Annotated in this window: 18 protein-coding genes; 9 read left to right on the top strand and 9 right to left on the bottom strand. The window is 38.0% G+C overall.

The features are described 5' to 3' along the window. Nucleotides 1-1,017: a serine/threonine dehydratase gene (locus RM552_RS16945; RefSeq protein WP_311370072.1), complete on the bottom strand. Its 1,017-nt coding sequence runs from the start codon at nt 1,015-1,017 to the stop codon at nt 1-3. 156 nt (nt 1,018-1,173) lie between these two features. Here RM552_RS16945 and RM552_RS16940 point away from each other — a divergent pair, with 156 nt between their 5' ends. From RM552_RS16940 to RM552_RS16925, 4 genes are all read left to right on the top strand, one after another. Then, nucleotides 1,174-1,548 (top strand): PH domain-containing protein, encoded by a 375-nt coding sequence (locus RM552_RS16940; RefSeq protein ID WP_311370071.1) that lies wholly within the window; start codon nt 1,174-1,176, stop codon nt 1,546-1,548. A 3-nt stretch (nt 1,549-1,551) separates the two neighbouring features. Beyond that, the gene (locus RM552_RS16935; protein ID WP_311370070.1) at nt 1,552-2,190 is read left to right on the top strand and encodes an NAD(P)H-binding protein; all 639 of its coding nucleotides are present in this window, start codon (nt 1,552-1,554) and stop codon (nt 2,188-2,190) included. 186 nt (nt 2,191-2,376) lie between these two features. Beyond that, nucleotides 2,377-2,742, top strand: coding sequence for a hypothetical protein (locus RM552_RS16930; RefSeq protein ID WP_311370069.1), 366 nt, complete (start codon nt 2,377-2,379; stop codon nt 2,740-2,742). 104 nt (nt 2,743-2,846) lie between these two features. After that, nucleotides 2,847-3,371, top strand: coding sequence for a YgjV family protein (locus RM552_RS16925; protein ID WP_311370068.1), 525 nt, complete (start codon nt 2,847-2,849; stop codon nt 3,369-3,371). Between the two features lie 78 nt (nt 3,372-3,449). On the opposite strand, the gene RM552_RS16920 is transcribed toward RM552_RS16925, so the two are convergent. The 3 genes from RM552_RS16920 to RM552_RS16910 form a co-directional block, all read right to left on the bottom strand. Next, entirely contained in the window at nt 3,450-3,854 is a 405-nt protein-coding gene (locus RM552_RS16920) for an ExbD/TolR family protein (protein ID WP_311370067.1), read from the bottom strand. Nucleotides 3,855-3,933: 79 nt separating this feature from the next. Beyond that, entirely contained in the window at nt 3,934-4,470 is a 537-nt protein-coding gene (fldB, locus tag RM552_RS16915; RefSeq protein WP_311370066.1) for a flavodoxin FldB, read from the bottom strand. 26 nt (nt 4,471-4,496) lie between these two features. Beyond that, nucleotides 4,497-6,482 (bottom strand): metallophosphoesterase family protein, encoded by a 1,986-nt coding sequence (locus RM552_RS16910; RefSeq protein WP_311370065.1) that lies wholly within the window; start codon nt 6,480-6,482, stop codon nt 4,497-4,499. A 127-nt stretch (nt 6,483-6,609) separates the two neighbouring features. Here RM552_RS16910 and RM552_RS16905 point away from each other — a divergent pair, with 127 nt between their 5' ends. After that, nucleotides 6,610-7,764, top strand: coding sequence for a hypothetical protein (locus tag RM552_RS16905; protein ID WP_311370064.1), 1,155 nt, complete (start codon nt 6,610-6,612; stop codon nt 7,762-7,764). 54 nt (nt 7,765-7,818) lie between these two features. Here the strand turns inward: RM552_RS16905 and msrA are convergent, their stop codons facing one another. After that, nucleotides 7,819-8,355: a peptide-methionine (S)-S-oxide reductase MsrA gene (gene msrA / locus RM552_RS16900; protein ID WP_311370063.1), complete on the bottom strand. Its 537-nt coding sequence runs from the start codon at nt 8,353-8,355 to the stop codon at nt 7,819-7,821. Nucleotides 8,356-8,482: 127 nt separating this feature from the next. On the opposite strand from msrA, the gene RM552_RS16895 reads away from it, so the two are divergent. The 3 genes from RM552_RS16895 (at nt 8,483) to RM552_RS16885 (ending at nt 11,248) form a co-directional block, all read left to right on the top strand. Then, entirely contained in the window at nt 8,483-8,899 is a 417-nt protein-coding gene (locus RM552_RS16895; RefSeq protein WP_311370062.1) for a thiol-disulfide oxidoreductase DCC family protein, read from the top strand. Further along, nucleotides 8,896-9,636 (top strand): SDR family NAD(P)-dependent oxidoreductase, encoded by a 741-nt coding sequence (locus tag RM552_RS16890; protein ID WP_311370061.1) that lies wholly within the window; start codon nt 8,896-8,898, stop codon nt 9,634-9,636. Before RM552_RS16895 ends, RM552_RS16890 begins: the two co-directional genes overlap by 4 nt. A gap of 190 nt (nt 9,637-9,826) precedes the next feature. Beyond that, nucleotides 9,827-11,248: a sodium-dependent transporter gene (locus RM552_RS16885; protein ID WP_311370060.1), complete on the top strand. Its 1,422-nt coding sequence runs from the start codon at nt 9,827-9,829 to the stop codon at nt 11,246-11,248. Nucleotides 11,249-11,307: 59 nt separating this feature from the next. Here RM552_RS16885 and RM552_RS16880 read toward each other — a convergent pair whose 3' ends face one another. Next, the gene (locus RM552_RS16880) at nt 11,308-12,198 is read right to left on the bottom strand and encodes an NAD-dependent epimerase/dehydratase family protein (protein ID WP_311370059.1); all 891 of its coding nucleotides are present in this window, start codon (nt 12,196-12,198) and stop codon (nt 11,308-11,310) included. Nucleotides 12,199-12,297: 99 nt separating this feature from the next. Further along, nucleotides 12,298-13,113: a DUF2884 family protein gene (locus tag RM552_RS16875; RefSeq protein WP_311370058.1), complete on the bottom strand. Its 816-nt coding sequence runs from the start codon at nt 13,111-13,113 to the stop codon at nt 12,298-12,300. Nucleotides 13,114-13,427: 314 nt separating this feature from the next. Between RM552_RS16875 and RM552_RS16870 the strand changes: the two genes are divergently transcribed. Continuing rightward, nucleotides 13,428-13,628: a hypothetical protein gene (locus tag RM552_RS16870; RefSeq protein ID WP_311370057.1), complete on the top strand. Its 201-nt coding sequence runs from the start codon at nt 13,428-13,430 to the stop codon at nt 13,626-13,628. A gap of 43 nt (nt 13,629-13,671) precedes the next feature. On the opposite strand, the gene RM552_RS16865 is transcribed toward RM552_RS16870, so the two are convergent. Both RM552_RS16865 and yihG read right to left on the bottom strand, forming a co-directional pair. Further along, entirely contained in the window at nt 13,672-14,955 is a 1,284-nt protein-coding gene (locus tag RM552_RS16865) for a mechanosensitive ion channel family protein (protein WP_311370056.1), read from the bottom strand. A 4-nt stretch (nt 14,956-14,959) separates the two neighbouring features. After that, nucleotides 14,960-15,844 carry a 1-acylglycerol-3-phosphate O-acyltransferase, YihG family gene (gene yihG / locus RM552_RS16860; RefSeq protein WP_311370158.1) on the bottom strand — a complete coding sequence of 295 codons (885 nt, stop codon included), beginning with the start codon at nt 15,842-15,844 and terminating at the stop codon, nt 14,960-14,962.

Genomic DNA, 15,844 nt, shown 5'->3' with positions numbered 1-15,844 from the left:
CTATTTATTTGATAAATTATTCAAGTGAGTTTGGCCCAAACTAGGTAATTTAGTTAAGTGATCATGGGCCCACACGTTTTGCATGCTTGTAGCGCTTATATTTCCGCCAGATATTATTACCATAACACGTTGTGGCGAAACTTGGTCATTCAACCACTCTGCGACGGCTTGCATCGTCATGGCACAGGTCGGCTCAATATGCATTTTTAATAGATGATGCAACCATTGAGTCCAATACGCAATGTCTGTTTCATTTACTTCATAAAAACCGTCGAGTTGCTGTAAAATCTCGTAAGTATGATGTCCAACCGATGGTGTTGCTGCGCCATCAGCTAGCGTTTTTGGCGTTTGTTGTAGGCTAATTATGCGGCCATTGCGTAATGATTGGGCTGCATCATTTGCAGCAAGTGGTTCTGCGCCAATCACCTTAATTTGCGGATCAAAATGCTTAGCGCACACATAAGTACCCGATAGTAACCCTCCACCTCCACAAGGCGCAAACACGGCATTTATATTGTCTATACTTTGTAAGGCCTCTAGGCAAGCGGTTCCTTGTCCTGCAATAATGTCCGGATGATTAAAAGGCGGTATCCATACGACATCTTTTTCAGACGCCGCTTCTTGAACAGCAGAATCTGCTTGTAATCGAGTATCAAAAAGTTTCAGTTCAGCACCATAATGCTTTGTCGCGGCAGCCTTAATACTCGAGATATTACTCGTTGCGTAAATAGTAACTGGTATATTGAATTGTTTCGCTGCAAACGCGACCGCCTGCGCATGGTTTCCTGACGAGTTTGCAACTATGTGCTTTGGTAGGCTCTCTTGTTCAGCAAGTTTAGCTAAAAAGTTACTTGCGCCTCTAAGCTTAAATGCACCGGTGGTTTGCATGCATTCGACTTTGAAAAAAATCTCATGGCCCATCCATTTATTTAACAGTTTAGAATGTACGACTTCGGTATGTTTAACGATAGATTTTATACGAGCATGAGCTTGTAAAATATCATTAAATTCAATCATTTATGACGTTTCCTATTTCAGGTTTTCAAAAGACATAATAATAGTTTGGTTTATATTTGAGACATCTAACTCTAGCACAATTTACGCTTTGGATTGCATCTTATGTCAACATGTTCTAGCGTATGTCATTCACCAGCAAAACACTAAGGAATATTTATGGGTTTATTAGACTCTTTAATGGGCAATGCAAGTGAAGCAGATGCCGGCGAAATAAATGAAGAATTGAGTGCTGTTTTAGCAGATAACGAGCAAGTAATGCATGCTTATAAAATGGTACGTGACTTACACGTGTTTACTAACAAACGTCTTATCAATATTGATAAGCAAGGCATGACTGGTAAAAAAGTTGATTATCTAAGTATTCCGTATAAATCGATTACGCAGTTTAATGTGCAAACTGCAGGAAACTTCGATTCAGATTGCGAGCTTAAAATCTGGATTTCGGGTCAGGGTTCACCTATTGAAATCGAAATTAAAAAATCGCTAGCTGCAGATGTGCAAAAAACCCTAGCAAATATGCTTTTCTCCTAACAAATGGCGGCAAAAAAACAATATACAGCAATTGTTTTAGGTGCTTCAGGTTTAGTTGGTAAGGCATTGCTTTATCAACTATGCCAGGATGATAAATATAGTAATATCACTTGTTTGTTGAGATCTCCCTTAGCTCAACGTGACTATCATGATCCACTAAATAAAATACAAGCTATTGTTATTGATTTCGATTACTTACAAGACTACCAAGGCTATTTTACTGTCGATCACGTTTATTGTTGTCTAGGAACGACAATTAAAAAAGCCGGTTCTAAAAAAGCGTTTAGACGTATTGATTTTGAATTTGTCCATGTGGCTGCGCAGCTTGCTAGAGCTCAACGTGCGAGTAGTTTTGTTTGGATATCTTCAGTGGGTGCTAATGCCAAAAGTAATAATTTTTATTTGCGAGTGAAAGGCGAGTTAGAGAATGCGATATTGACTATGCCACAGCTTGACAACGCTGCAGCAGTGAGGCCATCAGTTTTGCTTGGTGATAGAAAAGAGTATCGTCAGGGAGAAGCTATTGCAGCCAATATTCTTAAATTAATATCACCTATTATGCTAGGACCATTGGCAAAATACAGACCTGTTCATGCCCAACAAGTCGCTGCTCAAATGATAAGTTTGCAAGTGTTTAAATAATTAAACATCAAGCAATTGGCGCTATTTGAAGAGAATTTTGCAAAAGGGGCTAAAGAAAAACGTCAAAGTGGTGGATATATAGATATACAGCGGCGCTAGATTTTTTGAAAACACAATCCATTAAACCTAGTTGTCATATTATCAAAGAACAACATTTTCATGTTGAGTAAGCACCAGAGGTAGCTAATGAATACTGTTATTCCAGAAAGCGTGTCAAGCTTGTTTAACAAGGTAAAAGTTGAGCGCTTTTGGTGGGATGGTGTTCAAGTTAATATCCCTTTTCATTGCATCTATGCAACTATTCCGAATCCAGTCCCTAATCACTACACTGAAATAAACGGGATTAAAGTGCCTATCTTAAAATTAGGTACTTATCATGTTCCTATATGGGATCCCATGCACAATGAACTTACTCAAATTCCTAAATACGCCATTGTCTTATCTCATCAAGAGGGCGAAAAATTTGGCTTATACGCCTATCCAGCAGACTGCAAGGATGAAAGCTATTTTTTGAGTTATGACGAGTGGTTTGCACGTCAAAAAGCGGCTTAGTAAGGCCTTTTTTCAAAATAGTGTAAATCACGGCTAGTAATCTCACACAATTTCTGCATAATACCGCCCCCTTAATTTTGCTATCTTCTACATTGGAGTTGTGATTGTTTGCTAGTGAAAACTTAATTGCTGAGTCTTTTGGCGCTATTGCAGTAATCTTCAATTTTATTGGTTATCGCCAACAAGATATCAATCGATACCGACTCATTTCGGCTATAGCTTTGGCATCAATAAGCATCCATTTCTTTTTACTAGGCGCTTTAGCGGCTGGGTATGGGTGTGCTTTGGCTTGTATAAGAAACATCGTTGCCATGCGCTTTAGAGGCAAGAGCATACTCATTTTATTCATATTGGCAAACTTGGGCTTTTTCATTTATGAGTGGTTTTATTTGCAAAGTGCTTGGATTATATTATTTGCCTATACTTCGTCCATGATTTTTACCGTTGGCTCGATTGTGTTGACGAGTGCTTTACGCATTCGGCAATGGTTTATTTTAGCTGAAGTGTTAGGCTTACTTTATGCGGTGTTGGTTGGCAGTATTTTTGGTACGATTTTCAATACAATTAATTTAAGCAGCATTTTTTACACACTGTATAAAGAGAACCGAAAAACCAACAAGGTGTGTTGACATTAATGACTTTTACGTCAAACAAAAAAAGCCACTTATTGAGTGGCTTTTTTTACTAAATAGATAAATGAATTTCCGTTATTTTTTCACTAAAACGGATACGTTAACTATACCCGCTTGTTTTACTTGATCCATTACGTCTACCACAATACCGTGTTCTGTATCTTCGTCGGCTTGTATTGCGGCTGTATCAGTATTATTTTCAGCCAAATAAGTTTGGGTGTTTGCCACAACCCTGCGAATGTCTACAACACGACCGCCCATTTGAATTTGCCCTGTTGCATCAATGCGGATAGACAACGCTTTACTAGGTTGGTTGGTTGGTTGTTGATCAGGCGGTGGCCTGTTCGCTGCTAGGCCTTTCTCATTTGAGAAAGTCGTAGTAACAATAAAAAATATCAACATAATAAACACAATGTCGAGCATTGGTGTCATGTCTATCTGCGCGTCATCATCGCCAGAGGTGTGCTTTTTTCTCTTCATTATCTACAACTCTTTTTTTATTAATATCCATAGTATATCGATTCAGAAAAAAATGGGTAGGGGGTAAATGCAAATTTTGTTAAATATTATTTAATTGTTCTGAAAGTTGCTGGCACCATTGTTCTATTCGCTCATCAGTTTGATCGTATTGATTTTCGTCGTCAAGGGATAAGCCTACAAAAAATTGTTCGTCTTCAGTAAGCCCTTTTGATGCGGTGAACTCATATCCAATATTTGGCCAATAACCTATTATATCGCAACCCAATACAATGACTTCGTCATGCAGCATACCTAGCGCATCTTGAAACCAGTCGGCATACCCAAGTTGGTCACCTAACCCAAATAAGGCTATGGTTTTATCGAGCAATGATATTTCTTTTATATCATCCCAGGTCGATTCCCAGTCTTCTTGCAATTCACCAAAGTCCCAAGTTGATATACCAAATAGTACAAGGTCATATTCCGATGCTTTGCTTAAGGCAGTATCTTTAATATCAAAAAGGTCAACAGGTGTTGATAATAATGCGACTAATTGTTGTTGAATTTTTTCGGCAGCCATTTCGGTGTAGCACGTGGTAGAACCATAAAATATGGCTGCGCGAGTGTGTTGAGTCATTTTATTCCTATAACGAACTTGTTTTATTACGCTTTCTCAAATGTTACCTGAGAACCGTCTGCAAGGATCAGTTTACAAGCTTCTTCCGTACCTTGGTCTGTTAATATCAAGAGACCTAAACTACTCGCATTCACGATATCTCGCTTATCAACACTAGACTCTCGCTCCTTGATGGACATATTCCGTCTTTTCGTTAGCCAGTTTAAGGGTGAGCGATGTCCATACAGCCATTTGTTCGCTCGTTCAAAGCGTCTAATTAATTTATCGGGGAATTCATTGTGAATGCCAGAACAGGTAAATTGCACCACTTTTGGACTGTTTTGCCTAAATCGTAAGCTGACATCATAGACAAAGGAGTAGTGTACATCGCCCGACAAAATAATAAAATTAGGTGGCGTTTTTATGTGCCTGAATATATTTAACATGACAGATGCAGTGCCTTTGTGCGCCATCCAGTTTTCTGCATCAACCATTAAAGCCCCGCCAAATACAGTAAAAACCTTTTGAATAGCTTCAATTAGTTTTACACCATAAACAGGAGCGGCTGACACCATAATAACCGATTCTTTGCCAATAATTTGTTGCTGTAGTTCGCACAATGCTTCCCAATCCATCAAACCTGAAGGTTTATTCTTATTTGATTCACTTCTCCACCGTTGTGTACGAGTATCCAAAACTTGAATGGGAGGATAGGTTTTTAACCCATAATGCCAATGTTTATGCTCTAAGAGTCTATCTATTAAAGAATCATGCTCGTATATTCCCTCATTAGTAAAGGTATTATTTAGCTCGTTTTGTAAATTTTCCCAAGTATATTTGGGGTTGCCGATACCTTGGCATAAAAGGTATGCGCACAAAGCATTGCCGATTATTCTTTTAGAGAATGGGTTGCCGTATATTTGCTCTTCCCAACCGCGGGTTAAATTCCAATCATCAGTCACGTCATGGTCATCGAATATCATATAAATAGGAACATGAGCAAATGCTCTTTCAACTTGACCAATACCTGCTTTAAAATCAGCAATCAGCTTAATTTCGTGTTCATACTTGGCAGAATATTCGCTTGGAATCTGGTATTTATTGATATCATCTTTGCTGATGTGTACAAACGGCCATATTCGACTTGACCATGATAACAAATACAAGGCGAGCATTTCGTTTAGAGCAATTAAATGGTTAAGCGCATTAACCGATGTGAAAACAGGCTTCTTTTTACTTTTAAAAAAGGCATCCGATAAATCGTCATTTGATTTATTATCGGGTAGTAATTGTTCACGTTTGTAGTAAGAATCTTTATGTGCAAATAGTTCTGCAGAATCCTTTATGGTGCTTCCTGTAAATTCTTCGTGGTACAAACCAAGTATATCAATTACTTGCTTAATTGCGGTTAGCATAGGACCGGCAACATCATCTATGTAGACTTGATCGCCAGTAAACAGGACAAGGTCAGGGCGTTCATTGGCTTGTGCTTTACTCACGCTGTTTTCTAGTAATGTATCAAGTTGTGGCAGCGCATCCTGCCCTTCATAATGCGCTTTGCGACATGAGCCATGAATAACTTGTTTCAGTGTTTGACTATATTTAAATGAAAACCGATTTTCACCTTGATAGAGGAGTTCAGGGCATTCTTTGGACAAAACTGTTTTTGACTGGTCTTTTAGTGTGAGTTGTAAATCGTAGTAATAGAGTTTTTGATCTTCCAACAAAGCTTCTTGACTAAGCGATATATGTTGAATAAAACACCGTTCACCAACGGGCGTCTCTGTTTGTGTTAACTTGCTATTATCTACAATATTGTGTAACTCATCAAAAGGCAGTTGTTCGTTTTTGCTATCTTTTTTATCAGACATTAGCAAAGTAAAGCGAGTTGAAGCCGAAGTGACCAGCCACAGTGTAAAAGTATTTTCATTGATGTGTCTGACAATCGGCCCTGCAAGGACTTTGGGCAGATTCAGTGCGTTGTTTGTCATATATGACTTAAGGTCACCGCGTTGGTTATTTCTGCCTGACATCACATCAAACTTTTACAGGTGAGTCAATTATCAAGATGTAAAATGTTGTCTTATTTTGGTTTTATTTTACTAGGTTTAACTATACCCTACGGTAGATATGTAAATTTACGGGAATAAAACCAACTCTATGCGCAACTCTCCACTTTTCATTTTGATTGCTTTTGTATTCGCCATTGTCGCTTGCACAGACAAAGGCCAAGACTATCCGAGTGAAATAGTACTAAAAGGCACTTGGATACTAGAGCAAGACGGCACTACGATGCTTGATCCACAACCATCGGGCTTGAGTTTTCTCGGAGAACGTTTATTCAGTGTATCGGATGCCAGTGCACATGCTACTCAAATAAAACGTCTGCATGAACTCGATCCCCTCTCTGGCAATATTTTACAAAAGCATGGGCCAATCAAAATGTCTAAGGCTTTAACCAGTAGCTGTTTTGTTGATTACTTGTCCTCGAGCCCTGATTATGAAGGATTAGTAGCAATCAATAATAATTCGGCCAGCATGAGTCCAGAATGGTTATTGGTGACGGAGGATGCCACCCGTTACCCTGGGCTTTCGAAAGCCTGTAAGACCCAATATGGTGGTATAAATAATACAGGAAACACGAAACATCCTACTTTGCTGGTTAAGATTTCTCTTATCAACGAAGTATTACTAGTCACAGGCATTAGGGCATTAAGGTTTGATCAATCTGATGGCCTCGGTGACTACCCTAACGATGGGATTGAAGGTCTTGCACTCACGCGTGATGGTAGGCTATTAATTGGTTTGGAAAAAGACGCCCAAAGCGCACCAAGAGTTTTTGAATTTGCATATACGCCCTCATTGTTTGACGCCGTAGACGAATTTATTGATGTTAAAGATGCACAATTATTAATACCTGATTTAAATGAGGGTTTAGCTGAAAAAGCCAATCATCCAATTAATGGTATGGAAGTTTATTATCCTTCTCCCAATCATAGCGGATTTTTAATTGCGGCTGCTCGCAACGATAATCAGTTATGGATCATTGACTTAGGAAGAACTAAAGCGACTAAAATAGTATCTCTACAATATGAAGTAACTTCTCAGCAATCTGAAGAATGCGAGTCTACTCATAAAATGAATAATGCTTCCATAGAAGGCGTGGCAGTGAAGGGAAATATGCTGTATTTGATTAACGACCCATGGCGTAAAAATTATAACAAAAATATTGTGTGCGAAGCAGATAGAGAACGCTATGAGAAAATGTCTCCATTGCTTTTTACACTAAAAATGCCTTCTACATGGTTTGAATAGGGTTTGTTTATTCCGATTTTTCGTTCGTAATGTTTACTTATTAGTTGCCAGTATTCACTTTAAACGTTTTGCAAAGGTTTGTTTAAACTTAGCGAGTTTTGGCGCAACTACCATATTACAGTACATATTTTGTGGGTTGTTACTGAAATAATCTTGATGGTAATCTTCTGCTTGGAAGTAAACTTTTAAAGGTTCAATTTCAGTGACTACTGGATTCGGCCATATTTCTGTATCTACTATTTCTTTTACAATAGTTTCTGCTGCAAGTTTTTGCTTGTCATTGTGATAATATATGCCACTGCGATATTGCGTGCCCGTGTCGTTACCTTGTCTATTTAATTGTGTAGGATCATGCAAGGCAAAAAATATTTCTAATACTTCTCTAAGGCTAATGATTTCATTGTCGAACGTAACCTGAACAACTTCATTGAATCCAGTATCACCAGAACAAACGAGCTCATATGAGGGAGCATTATTGCTATGCCCGTTTGCGTATCCACTAAATGCATTGATTATACCTTCCACACTGTTAAATGCCGTCTCAATGCACCAAAAGCAACCACCTCCTAAAGTAATACTCTCATTTGCCATGCTATTCTCCTATGTTGGGCGGTAATTTTTGTGGTGTAAACATAAGTGTATACGAATAAAAATAATTCAAGACATCTAATGCACATTTATCTACGTACAAGTTCTACAAATCCGATGGGAAGATAATATGGCATTTACAATTTTTTACGATGGCTCTTGTCCTTTATGTGCAAAAGAGATGAATCAACTCAAACGGCGAAATACGCAAAAGCAACTTGCATTTGTTGACATTATGCAAAGTTCCTTCAGCGAAGAATATCCTGAATTAGACTGGCAAGCATTAAACGACCGTATCCATGGCATGCTGGAAGACGGTAGTATGCTAATTGGCTTAGATGCTACTCATAAAGCATGGAGTTTAGTCGGCAAAGGATGGTTATATGCACCTTTACGTTGGCCTATCATACGTTTTTTTGCAGACAAAGCTTATTTGGTATTTGCGCGCAATCGGTATCGTATATCGTATTGGGTGACTGGCAAACAACGCTCAGACTATACGGGTGCAAAAGAATGTAAAGATAGCTGTGAGGCGAAATTAAAATGAGCCATCATATTCTAATAATCGGCGCCAATGGCGGCATCGCTAAAGCGCTTATTAAGCAATATTGTCAAAATCAAGATACTGTCACTGTGCATTCTGTGTCGAGAAGCGACGTTGTGCATAGCTATGCAAATCAAAATCACTCTGTGTTTGATACCAGTGCCGAATCAGAAATAATCAAGTTTCTACAAGCAACCACCCAAAAAGGTATTCGTTTCGATAAAGTCATATGTACAACGGGCGTACTGCATCGTGTATCTGAAGATACTAATATAGGCAGTTTGAAACCGGAAAAAAGACTAGAAGACATCCAACAAAGCGCTTTAGCTGAGTATTTTGCAGTTAACACCATATTACCTGCGTTATGGTTAAAGCATTTAGTGAAGTCAGTTAATAAAAATCGAGCATGTTTGATATTCTTTAGTGCCAGGGTAGGTAGCATTAGTGAAAATGGCTTGGGTGGATGGTACGGATATAGAGCCTCTAAAGCAGCGCTAAATATGATAGTAAAAACCGCTAGCATTGAATATAAGCGCCGCACGCCTAATAGCGTGCTTGCCTGCTATCACCCTGGGACGGTAGACACTGAGTTATCAAAACCATTTCAAGCAAACGTAAAGCCCGGTAAACTTTTTACCGCGCAGTATACAGCCGAAAGATTACTAGAACATATTGAACAATTAGACTGTGAACAATCACCGTATTATTTTGATTGGGATGGCCAAAATATACAATACTAAAGATGAGTGGTTTTTAGACTAATCTGCCTAGGATAAATTTTTAAGACAATTTACGTTCACATTGCTAATATATGGTTGAATAAGCATATTCGATAAAGCATTGCTCAGTACATATGCAAAACTGTTCCAGACTAATGCGACTGACCAAAAACAAACAATATGCTCATAATAAAAATAATAAGGAGTTCTCATGGCGGGTTCACGCGAGCAATTTGGCTCAAAAATAGGTTTTATATTGGCAGCAGCAGGTTCTGCAGTTGGTATTGGTAATCTTGTTGGTTTTCCCGTAGGGGCCGCAAAAAATGGCGGTGGTGCGTTTTTATTAATGTACGCAATATTTGTTGTGGCCATTTGTTTACCGGTAATGATTGCTGAAATGTCTGTGGGCAGGGCAAGTCAAAAAGATCCCTTAGGCGCTTACACTAATTTGTCGAAATCGAATCCCTTATGGCGTTTTGCCGGATGGTTGTCGGTTATTACCCCTTTCATGATCGCGGTATTCTATTTAGTGATTACTGTGTGGATATTTGGTTATTTATTTGAATCACTTATAGGCAATTTAGACGAACTTGCAAAACCAGAAACTTTTGGTGGATTTGTTTCTGGAAACAGCTTGTTTGTTTACATGATAGGTGTGCTACTTGTTGTTTATGCAATCTTGCAAGGCGGTGTTAAACAAGGTATTGAAAAGGCCGCAAAAATACTCATGCCGGCTTTATTCGCTATGTTGGTGTTGTTAGTCATTTTCGTGCTGTTTCAAGATAACGCCATGGCTGGCGTTAAATTCTATCTAGTCCCTGACTTTGACAAAATAAACGCAGGTGTCGTGAATGGCGCGCTTTCCCAGGCATTCTTTTCCTTGTCGTTAGGTATGGGAATAATGATTACTTATGGTAGCTATATTAATAAGAAAGCGGATTTACCTGAATCAGCAAAACTAGTTGCTTTAACGGATACAGCCGTTGCTTTTACAGCCGGCTTAATGATATTGCCTGCGATATTTTCGTTTAACCCCGAGGTAAATACTAACGAACTAAGTGAGTCATCGATTTCGATGATATTCTCTTATTTGCCGCAAATCTTTCTAGAGCTACAGTCGAGTATAGGCTATGTTGGCTCAAGTATTGTGGCAAGTCTTTTCTTCTTATTAGTCTTCTTTGCCGCGATCACTTCATTGGTTTCAATTTTTGAAGTGCCGGTATCTAGCTTAATGAGTGAAAAAGGAGTGAGCCGCAAAAGCTCTTTATTTATATGCGGGGCTTTGCTGGTTGTTTTTGCGTTAATGTGTGCATTTTCTTTTGGTTTCTTTGAATTTTTCACAAGCTTTATTAACTATGCTGGCGCCGACAAATCATTTTTTGATGTTGTATATGATGTATTTTACGACACCATATTACCTCTAAATGGCCTTTTGATTTGTATGTTTGTCAGCTATCGTTGGAAGAAGCTTGGTTTTAATGCAGAACTAGAACAAGGTGCTCCAAACTATAAAACGAGCTTGTTAGCAAAATATGTTAATTTTTCTTTAGGGACTTTCATTCCCGGTATATTGGCGCTTATTTTTATCAATACAGTTGCGCTTAAGTACTTTGGGCAAGCTATTATTGGGTAATTATCTAAAGCCCAGTTGATAAGGGTCATATTAGAGCAGCATTTGGCTGCTCTTTTGTGCTAGCCTTGTTTCAGCATTTTATAAGGGCTATTGTAATTAGGCACCAATCCCAGCAAAGAATAAGTATCTGAAGCGTCAATTATTTTTCCTATTTGGCGCTTTTTATTATCTTCTAAAAAACCTGGTATAGGCAAATTTAGCTGTTTGGCGCACCATTCATAGTAGTCTTTTCTTGTAGGATGCTCGGTGGCACTAACATTGAGCGCTTGTCCAGTGCATTTTTGCTCAATAGCCGCAACTATTACTGCAATTACATCATCTAAATGCACTAAATTAACAGGGTCATTGCCTTTTTCAATATTGGTTTTGTGACACAAAGTATAAATTGGATGTCTAAATTTCGGAACTGTCGAGGCAATATCAATTTCTGCAAAATTCTGAGTTGGGCCTACAAGGCCAGCCGGCCTTATAATGGTCGTAGCATTAAAATAGTTGTTTAATAAATAATTTTCTATTTTTGCGTGGGCAACGCCTGATGGCGTATTTGCATCAGCGAGTGAAGTGTTGGTAACAATGCTATGGCTGTTAGAAAACACACCGGTGGTACTGACAAAAACTAGATGCTTACAAGCGTTATCAAAAGCTCGCTGAATCAAGCCTTGCATATTCTTGATGTATAATTCAGCATTAAAGTTTTTTCGACCGGGAGGAATGTTAATAACAACAACTTCTGAAGCCGCTAGGCTCTCGATCATAGGCTTTTCATCTGCATTTTGTTGTGCTTGTGCGTACAAATCAAATCGCTCTATCTTGGAATTTAGCATTTTCGCTATTATTTTTTGTTTATTTGGCGAGCGAACCGTTCCTTTAATGAGGTATTGTTTAGATTGTAGGTGTTTGGTCAAAGGAAAGCCTAACCAGCCTAATCCAATAATACAAATAGAAGACATAAAAAAAGTGACTCTGCGATTTTTGAGTTGGCCGCAGTGTCACTTGTTTTTGTTCATCGGTCAATAAGCATCTTCTGTAAAAAGAAGATATGTCTTTTGTTATGCTTTTTGCTGATGTGTTTCTATCATATTAAGATCCTTAAGACCCTTGATTGATTGAAGTTCGTTTTCAGTGTTATCAATGCGCTGCAGAGTTTCACATAAATCTTTAGCTGTTTCTTCTAACTCTTCAGCAAGCGCCTCTGCTTTGATTTCAATTTCTTCACCTAGTTTTTCCATTCGCTGTTCAAAGTTTGAAAAGTCTGTATCGCCACTTATCATAGCTTTACCTAGAGCCATGAATACTTCTCCCATGGCTGTTGACATGATTTCTTCTTGAATAGCCTCAATCTCTTCATCAATATTTTCGTCAAACCCGAGGTCTTGTTCAAAGTAGGTACTATTAAAAGTGAGTGAGTCTGTATCTTGATAGACATGCTCTTCAATTGCAGTGCTAATTTCTTCTAGTTTACTACCAATCATCCTAGGTAATTCACTATCCTCACCCAATAAACCTGTAAATGCTGCTGTCAAAGCGATATTGGTCACTTCCAAAGCCTCAACGGTAACATTAACTACCATGGGTATGGCTGATTCAACATCTTGGAAATAGCGCTTAGCTAATTGTTGTTGCGATGCATTTAGATTTAGCGATTCTCCGTCAACACTAATGTAGCCGGCTTTATCGAATGTAATAGCTTGCTTGTTTTGCGTCCAAACAGTAAGTTGGTTGTTAGCAAAATTCATCTCAGATTCTATATTTGTATTGCAGTCTGTACTAAAGCCATCGTGAGCAAGAACTGCCGGCGTATATGCAGCTTGTGCGATTGATACTGCGGTTATAAATGAAAGGGTGATCATATTTTTCTGACTCATGTTGACTCCTAATGGGTATTAATATTGTTTATATAAAGCAAGCGCAATGCCAAAAATAAATTCATTTTAAATCAATAGCTTAGTTTTTTATGGTGAGTATGTGAGTCAATCTTACGGAAGTTATTAATTAAGCTGGCGACTAATTGGTCAAATTGACTAACGAATTATTTATCTTATTTTAAGCAGTCATTTATTGATTTAGGCCAAATTAATCTTACAAAATACCTAAGTAGCATAGGTTTGTATAAAACAATAAGGCATAATGTCGACAAATAAGTAGGGTTATAATTTTTTATCTTGGAGAAGCGAATATCATGGCGATATTGATCGAAATAGGCAACATAGTTTTATTTGCTGGGCTGTTGCTTACATTAATTCTAGGCTTATCTTGTATTGTGATGGGCGTTATCAGCACCAAATCAGGTGCTGAAGCAATAAAAGAACGCATTGAGTATGGGTTTTTAGGTGTATCTAGTCTAGCGATTATGGGATTAATAGCATACGCCATTAGTTAATTTTGAGTGTTTAACAATATGCGCGTAATTTAGCCGGTCAAGCCTAACGATATTCATCCTGAGTTACCGCTACGTTTTGGCCTTTATCGTTTGTCACTCGTTGATAAGGGCGTAATTCAAACATTGGTAGTATCGCAAGTAAATGGTCAAAAATTTCTGATTGTATATGTTCATAGGCGACCCAATCTTTGTTGGCACTAAAACAATAAATTTCCAATGGTAAGCCAATTTCACTTGGTTTTAACTGCCTGACCATGCAGGTTAATTCTTTGTTGATGTCGGGGTGCGCACCAATATATGCGCTCACGTAGGCTCTAAATGTCCCAATATTTGTCAGCTTTCTAGAATTCACGAGGTCTTCTGCTTCCTTTTGACAACGTTCGGCATCTTGCTCAAGTTCATTTTCTTTTTTAGCTAAATAGGTTTTTAGTAACTTAAGCTTCCGCCATTTTGACAACATGTCGTTGTTAGCAAAGTTTATTGAACGCATATCAATGTTAATCGCTCTTTTTATTCTTCGGCCACCTGACTCCTGCATTCCCCGCCAATTTTTTACTGCGTCAGAAATTAAAGTATAAGTAGGGATAGTAGAGATTGTCTTATCCCAATTTTGCACTTTAACCACATTTAGGCCGATTTGAGTAATGTCCCCGTCGACACCATATTTAGGTATTTCTATCCAATCACCAGTATTGAACATGCGGTTAGCAGCAATTTGTATACCCGCCACAAAACCGAGTATTGTATCTCTAAATATCAATAGTAAAACCGCGGCAACTGCGGTCAAACCAGACAATAAATAGATAGGGCTTTTGTTTAGTAGTAGTGAGATGATCATAAATATCACCCCTAAGGTAACTAACAACCGTGCAACTTGGACAAAGCCAGTAATAGGGGCTTTTTTGGCTAATTCTGATAACTTATATATTGCTTCTGCTGCAGTGAGAGATGCTTGAATAACAAGAAACACGGTGATAATAAGATACAGACTTATTGATATCGAAATAGCTGCAAAATAAGGTGTAGCCGGATCGAAAAAAGCTGATTTAGTGCTATACATAACGATGCCGGGGACTAAGTGAGATAACCTTTTAAAAACCCCATGCTCCATTAATTGATCATCCCATTGACTTTTAGTCAGGGCAATTAGTCTGGCGACCTTAAAAAAGAGGATAAAACGAACAATTAGGTAACTCAAAACAGCTAATAAAAGAATGCTAATTAAAGAAACTAAAGTAAACAGTTTTGAATCGATATCGATATTAACGCCAATATATAATAATACGTCGAGCAAAATCGTTTGAACTTCAGTGTGACTAATTAACATATGTTTAATTCATCCATTGTTGCATTCTTTTGTTTTTATCATGCCATAGTTTGTTTATCCAAACTTGAAAACTATTTTTAAAGTGTTCATTTTCAAAATAATTACCAATCAATTCGTTGCTTAACTCAATGGTCTTTACATCAATGATGATTGTAGTCATTCTGCCGCTCAACATATCCATCATTGGGTGGCGAGTATTGGGATAAGCAATAGTTATGTCCAAGATATTACTAAATAGCTCTCCCATTGCCGTTAGGGTAAAAGCGATACCACCAGCTTTCGGTCTCAATAAATGTGAATAGGGGCTCTTACGTTCAGCATGCTTTTGTAGTGTAAACCTTGTGCCTTCTACAAAATTGATAACCGTTGTGGGTGTATCAACAAATTTTTCACAAGACCGGCGCGTCGCTTCTATATCCTTGCCTTTCAAATGTGGGTGCTTTTGCAAAAAAGATTGACTATAACGGCGCATAAAAGGCATATCCATCGCCCATGCTGCTAAACCAACGAAAGGCAACCATATTAGTTCTTTTTTTAGGAAAAATTTGGGAGGAGGAATGCGGGGAGCACAAAAATCAATGAGTAATATGATATCCAAGTAACTAATGTGATTCGCAGTAATTAAATACCATTTTTGTTTATTTAATGGTTCGTCAATATCAATTCTAATCTCTATTCGATTAAATATTTTAATCATTGCTACGCTAATAATAGCGAACGTAAAATAGAGTCTATGCATCACTTTGAGTAAGGCTTTATTAACTGTTCTGATAGGCAATAGAAATCGAATTAAACCAAAAATGATTATTAAACCACCCCAAAACCCCATATTACTGAGTTGTAATACAAGATGAATAGGAAAAATAAAGATTGATCGAAGCAAGTTTAT

The organism is Glaciecola petra, from assembly GCF_031846345.1.
Classification (GTDB): domain Bacteria; phylum Pseudomonadota; class Gammaproteobacteria; order Enterobacterales; family Alteromonadaceae; genus Glaciecola; species Glaciecola petra.
This window is presented reverse-complemented; position numbering and strand designations above follow the sequence as displayed.

What these genes read in the sequence shown, in the direction of transcription:
- RM552_RS16945 (WP_311370072.1), bottom strand. Translation starts at nt 1,017, where the DNA reads ATGATTGAATTTAATGATATTTTACAAGCTCATGCTCGTATAAAATCT.
- RM552_RS16940 (WP_311370071.1), top strand. Translation starts at nt 1,174, where the DNA reads ATGGGTTTATTAGACTCTTTAATGGGCAATGCAAGTGAAGCAGATGCC.
- RM552_RS16935 (WP_311370070.1), top strand. Translation starts at nt 1,552, where the DNA reads ATGGCGGCAAAAAAACAATATACAGCAATTGTTTTAGGTGCTTCAGGT.
- RM552_RS16930 (WP_311370069.1), top strand. Translation starts at nt 2,377, where the DNA reads ATGAATACTGTTATTCCAGAAAGCGTGTCAAGCTTGTTTAACAAGGTA.
- RM552_RS16920 (WP_311370067.1), bottom strand. Translation starts at nt 3,854, where the DNA reads ATGAAGAGAAAAAAGCACACCTCTGGCGATGATGACGCGCAGATAGAC.
- fldB (WP_311370066.1), bottom strand. Translation starts at nt 4,470, where the DNA reads ATGACTCAACACACTCGCGCAGCCATATTTTATGGTTCTACCACGTGC.
- RM552_RS16910 (WP_311370065.1), bottom strand. Translation starts at nt 6,482, where the DNA reads ATGTCAGGCAGAAATAACCAACGCGGTGACCTTAAGTCATATATGACA.
- RM552_RS16905 (WP_311370064.1), top strand. Translation starts at nt 6,610, where the DNA reads ATGCGCAACTCTCCACTTTTCATTTTGATTGCTTTTGTATTCGCCATT.
- msrA (WP_311370063.1), bottom strand. Translation starts at nt 8,355, where the DNA reads ATGGCAAATGAGAGTATTACTTTAGGAGGTGGTTGCTTTTGGTGCATT.
- RM552_RS16895 (WP_311370062.1), top strand. Translation starts at nt 8,483, where the DNA reads ATGGCATTTACAATTTTTTACGATGGCTCTTGTCCTTTATGTGCAAAA.
- RM552_RS16890 (WP_311370061.1), top strand. Translation starts at nt 8,896, where the DNA reads ATGAGCCATCATATTCTAATAATCGGCGCCAATGGCGGCATCGCTAAA.
- RM552_RS16885 (WP_311370060.1), top strand. Translation starts at nt 9,827, where the DNA reads ATGGCGGGTTCACGCGAGCAATTTGGCTCAAAAATAGGTTTTATATTG.
- RM552_RS16880 (WP_311370059.1), bottom strand. Translation starts at nt 12,198, where the DNA reads ATGTCTTCTATTTGTATTATTGGATTAGGCTGGTTAGGCTTTCCTTTG.
- RM552_RS16875 (WP_311370058.1), bottom strand. Translation starts at nt 13,113, where the DNA reads ATGAGTCAGAAAAATATGATCACCCTTTCATTTATAACCGCAGTATCA.
- RM552_RS16870 (WP_311370057.1), top strand. Translation starts at nt 13,428, where the DNA reads ATGGCGATATTGATCGAAATAGGCAACATAGTTTTATTTGCTGGGCTG.
- RM552_RS16865 (WP_311370056.1), bottom strand. Translation starts at nt 14,955, where the DNA reads ATGTTAATTAGTCACACTGAAGTTCAAACGATTTTGCTCGACGTATTA.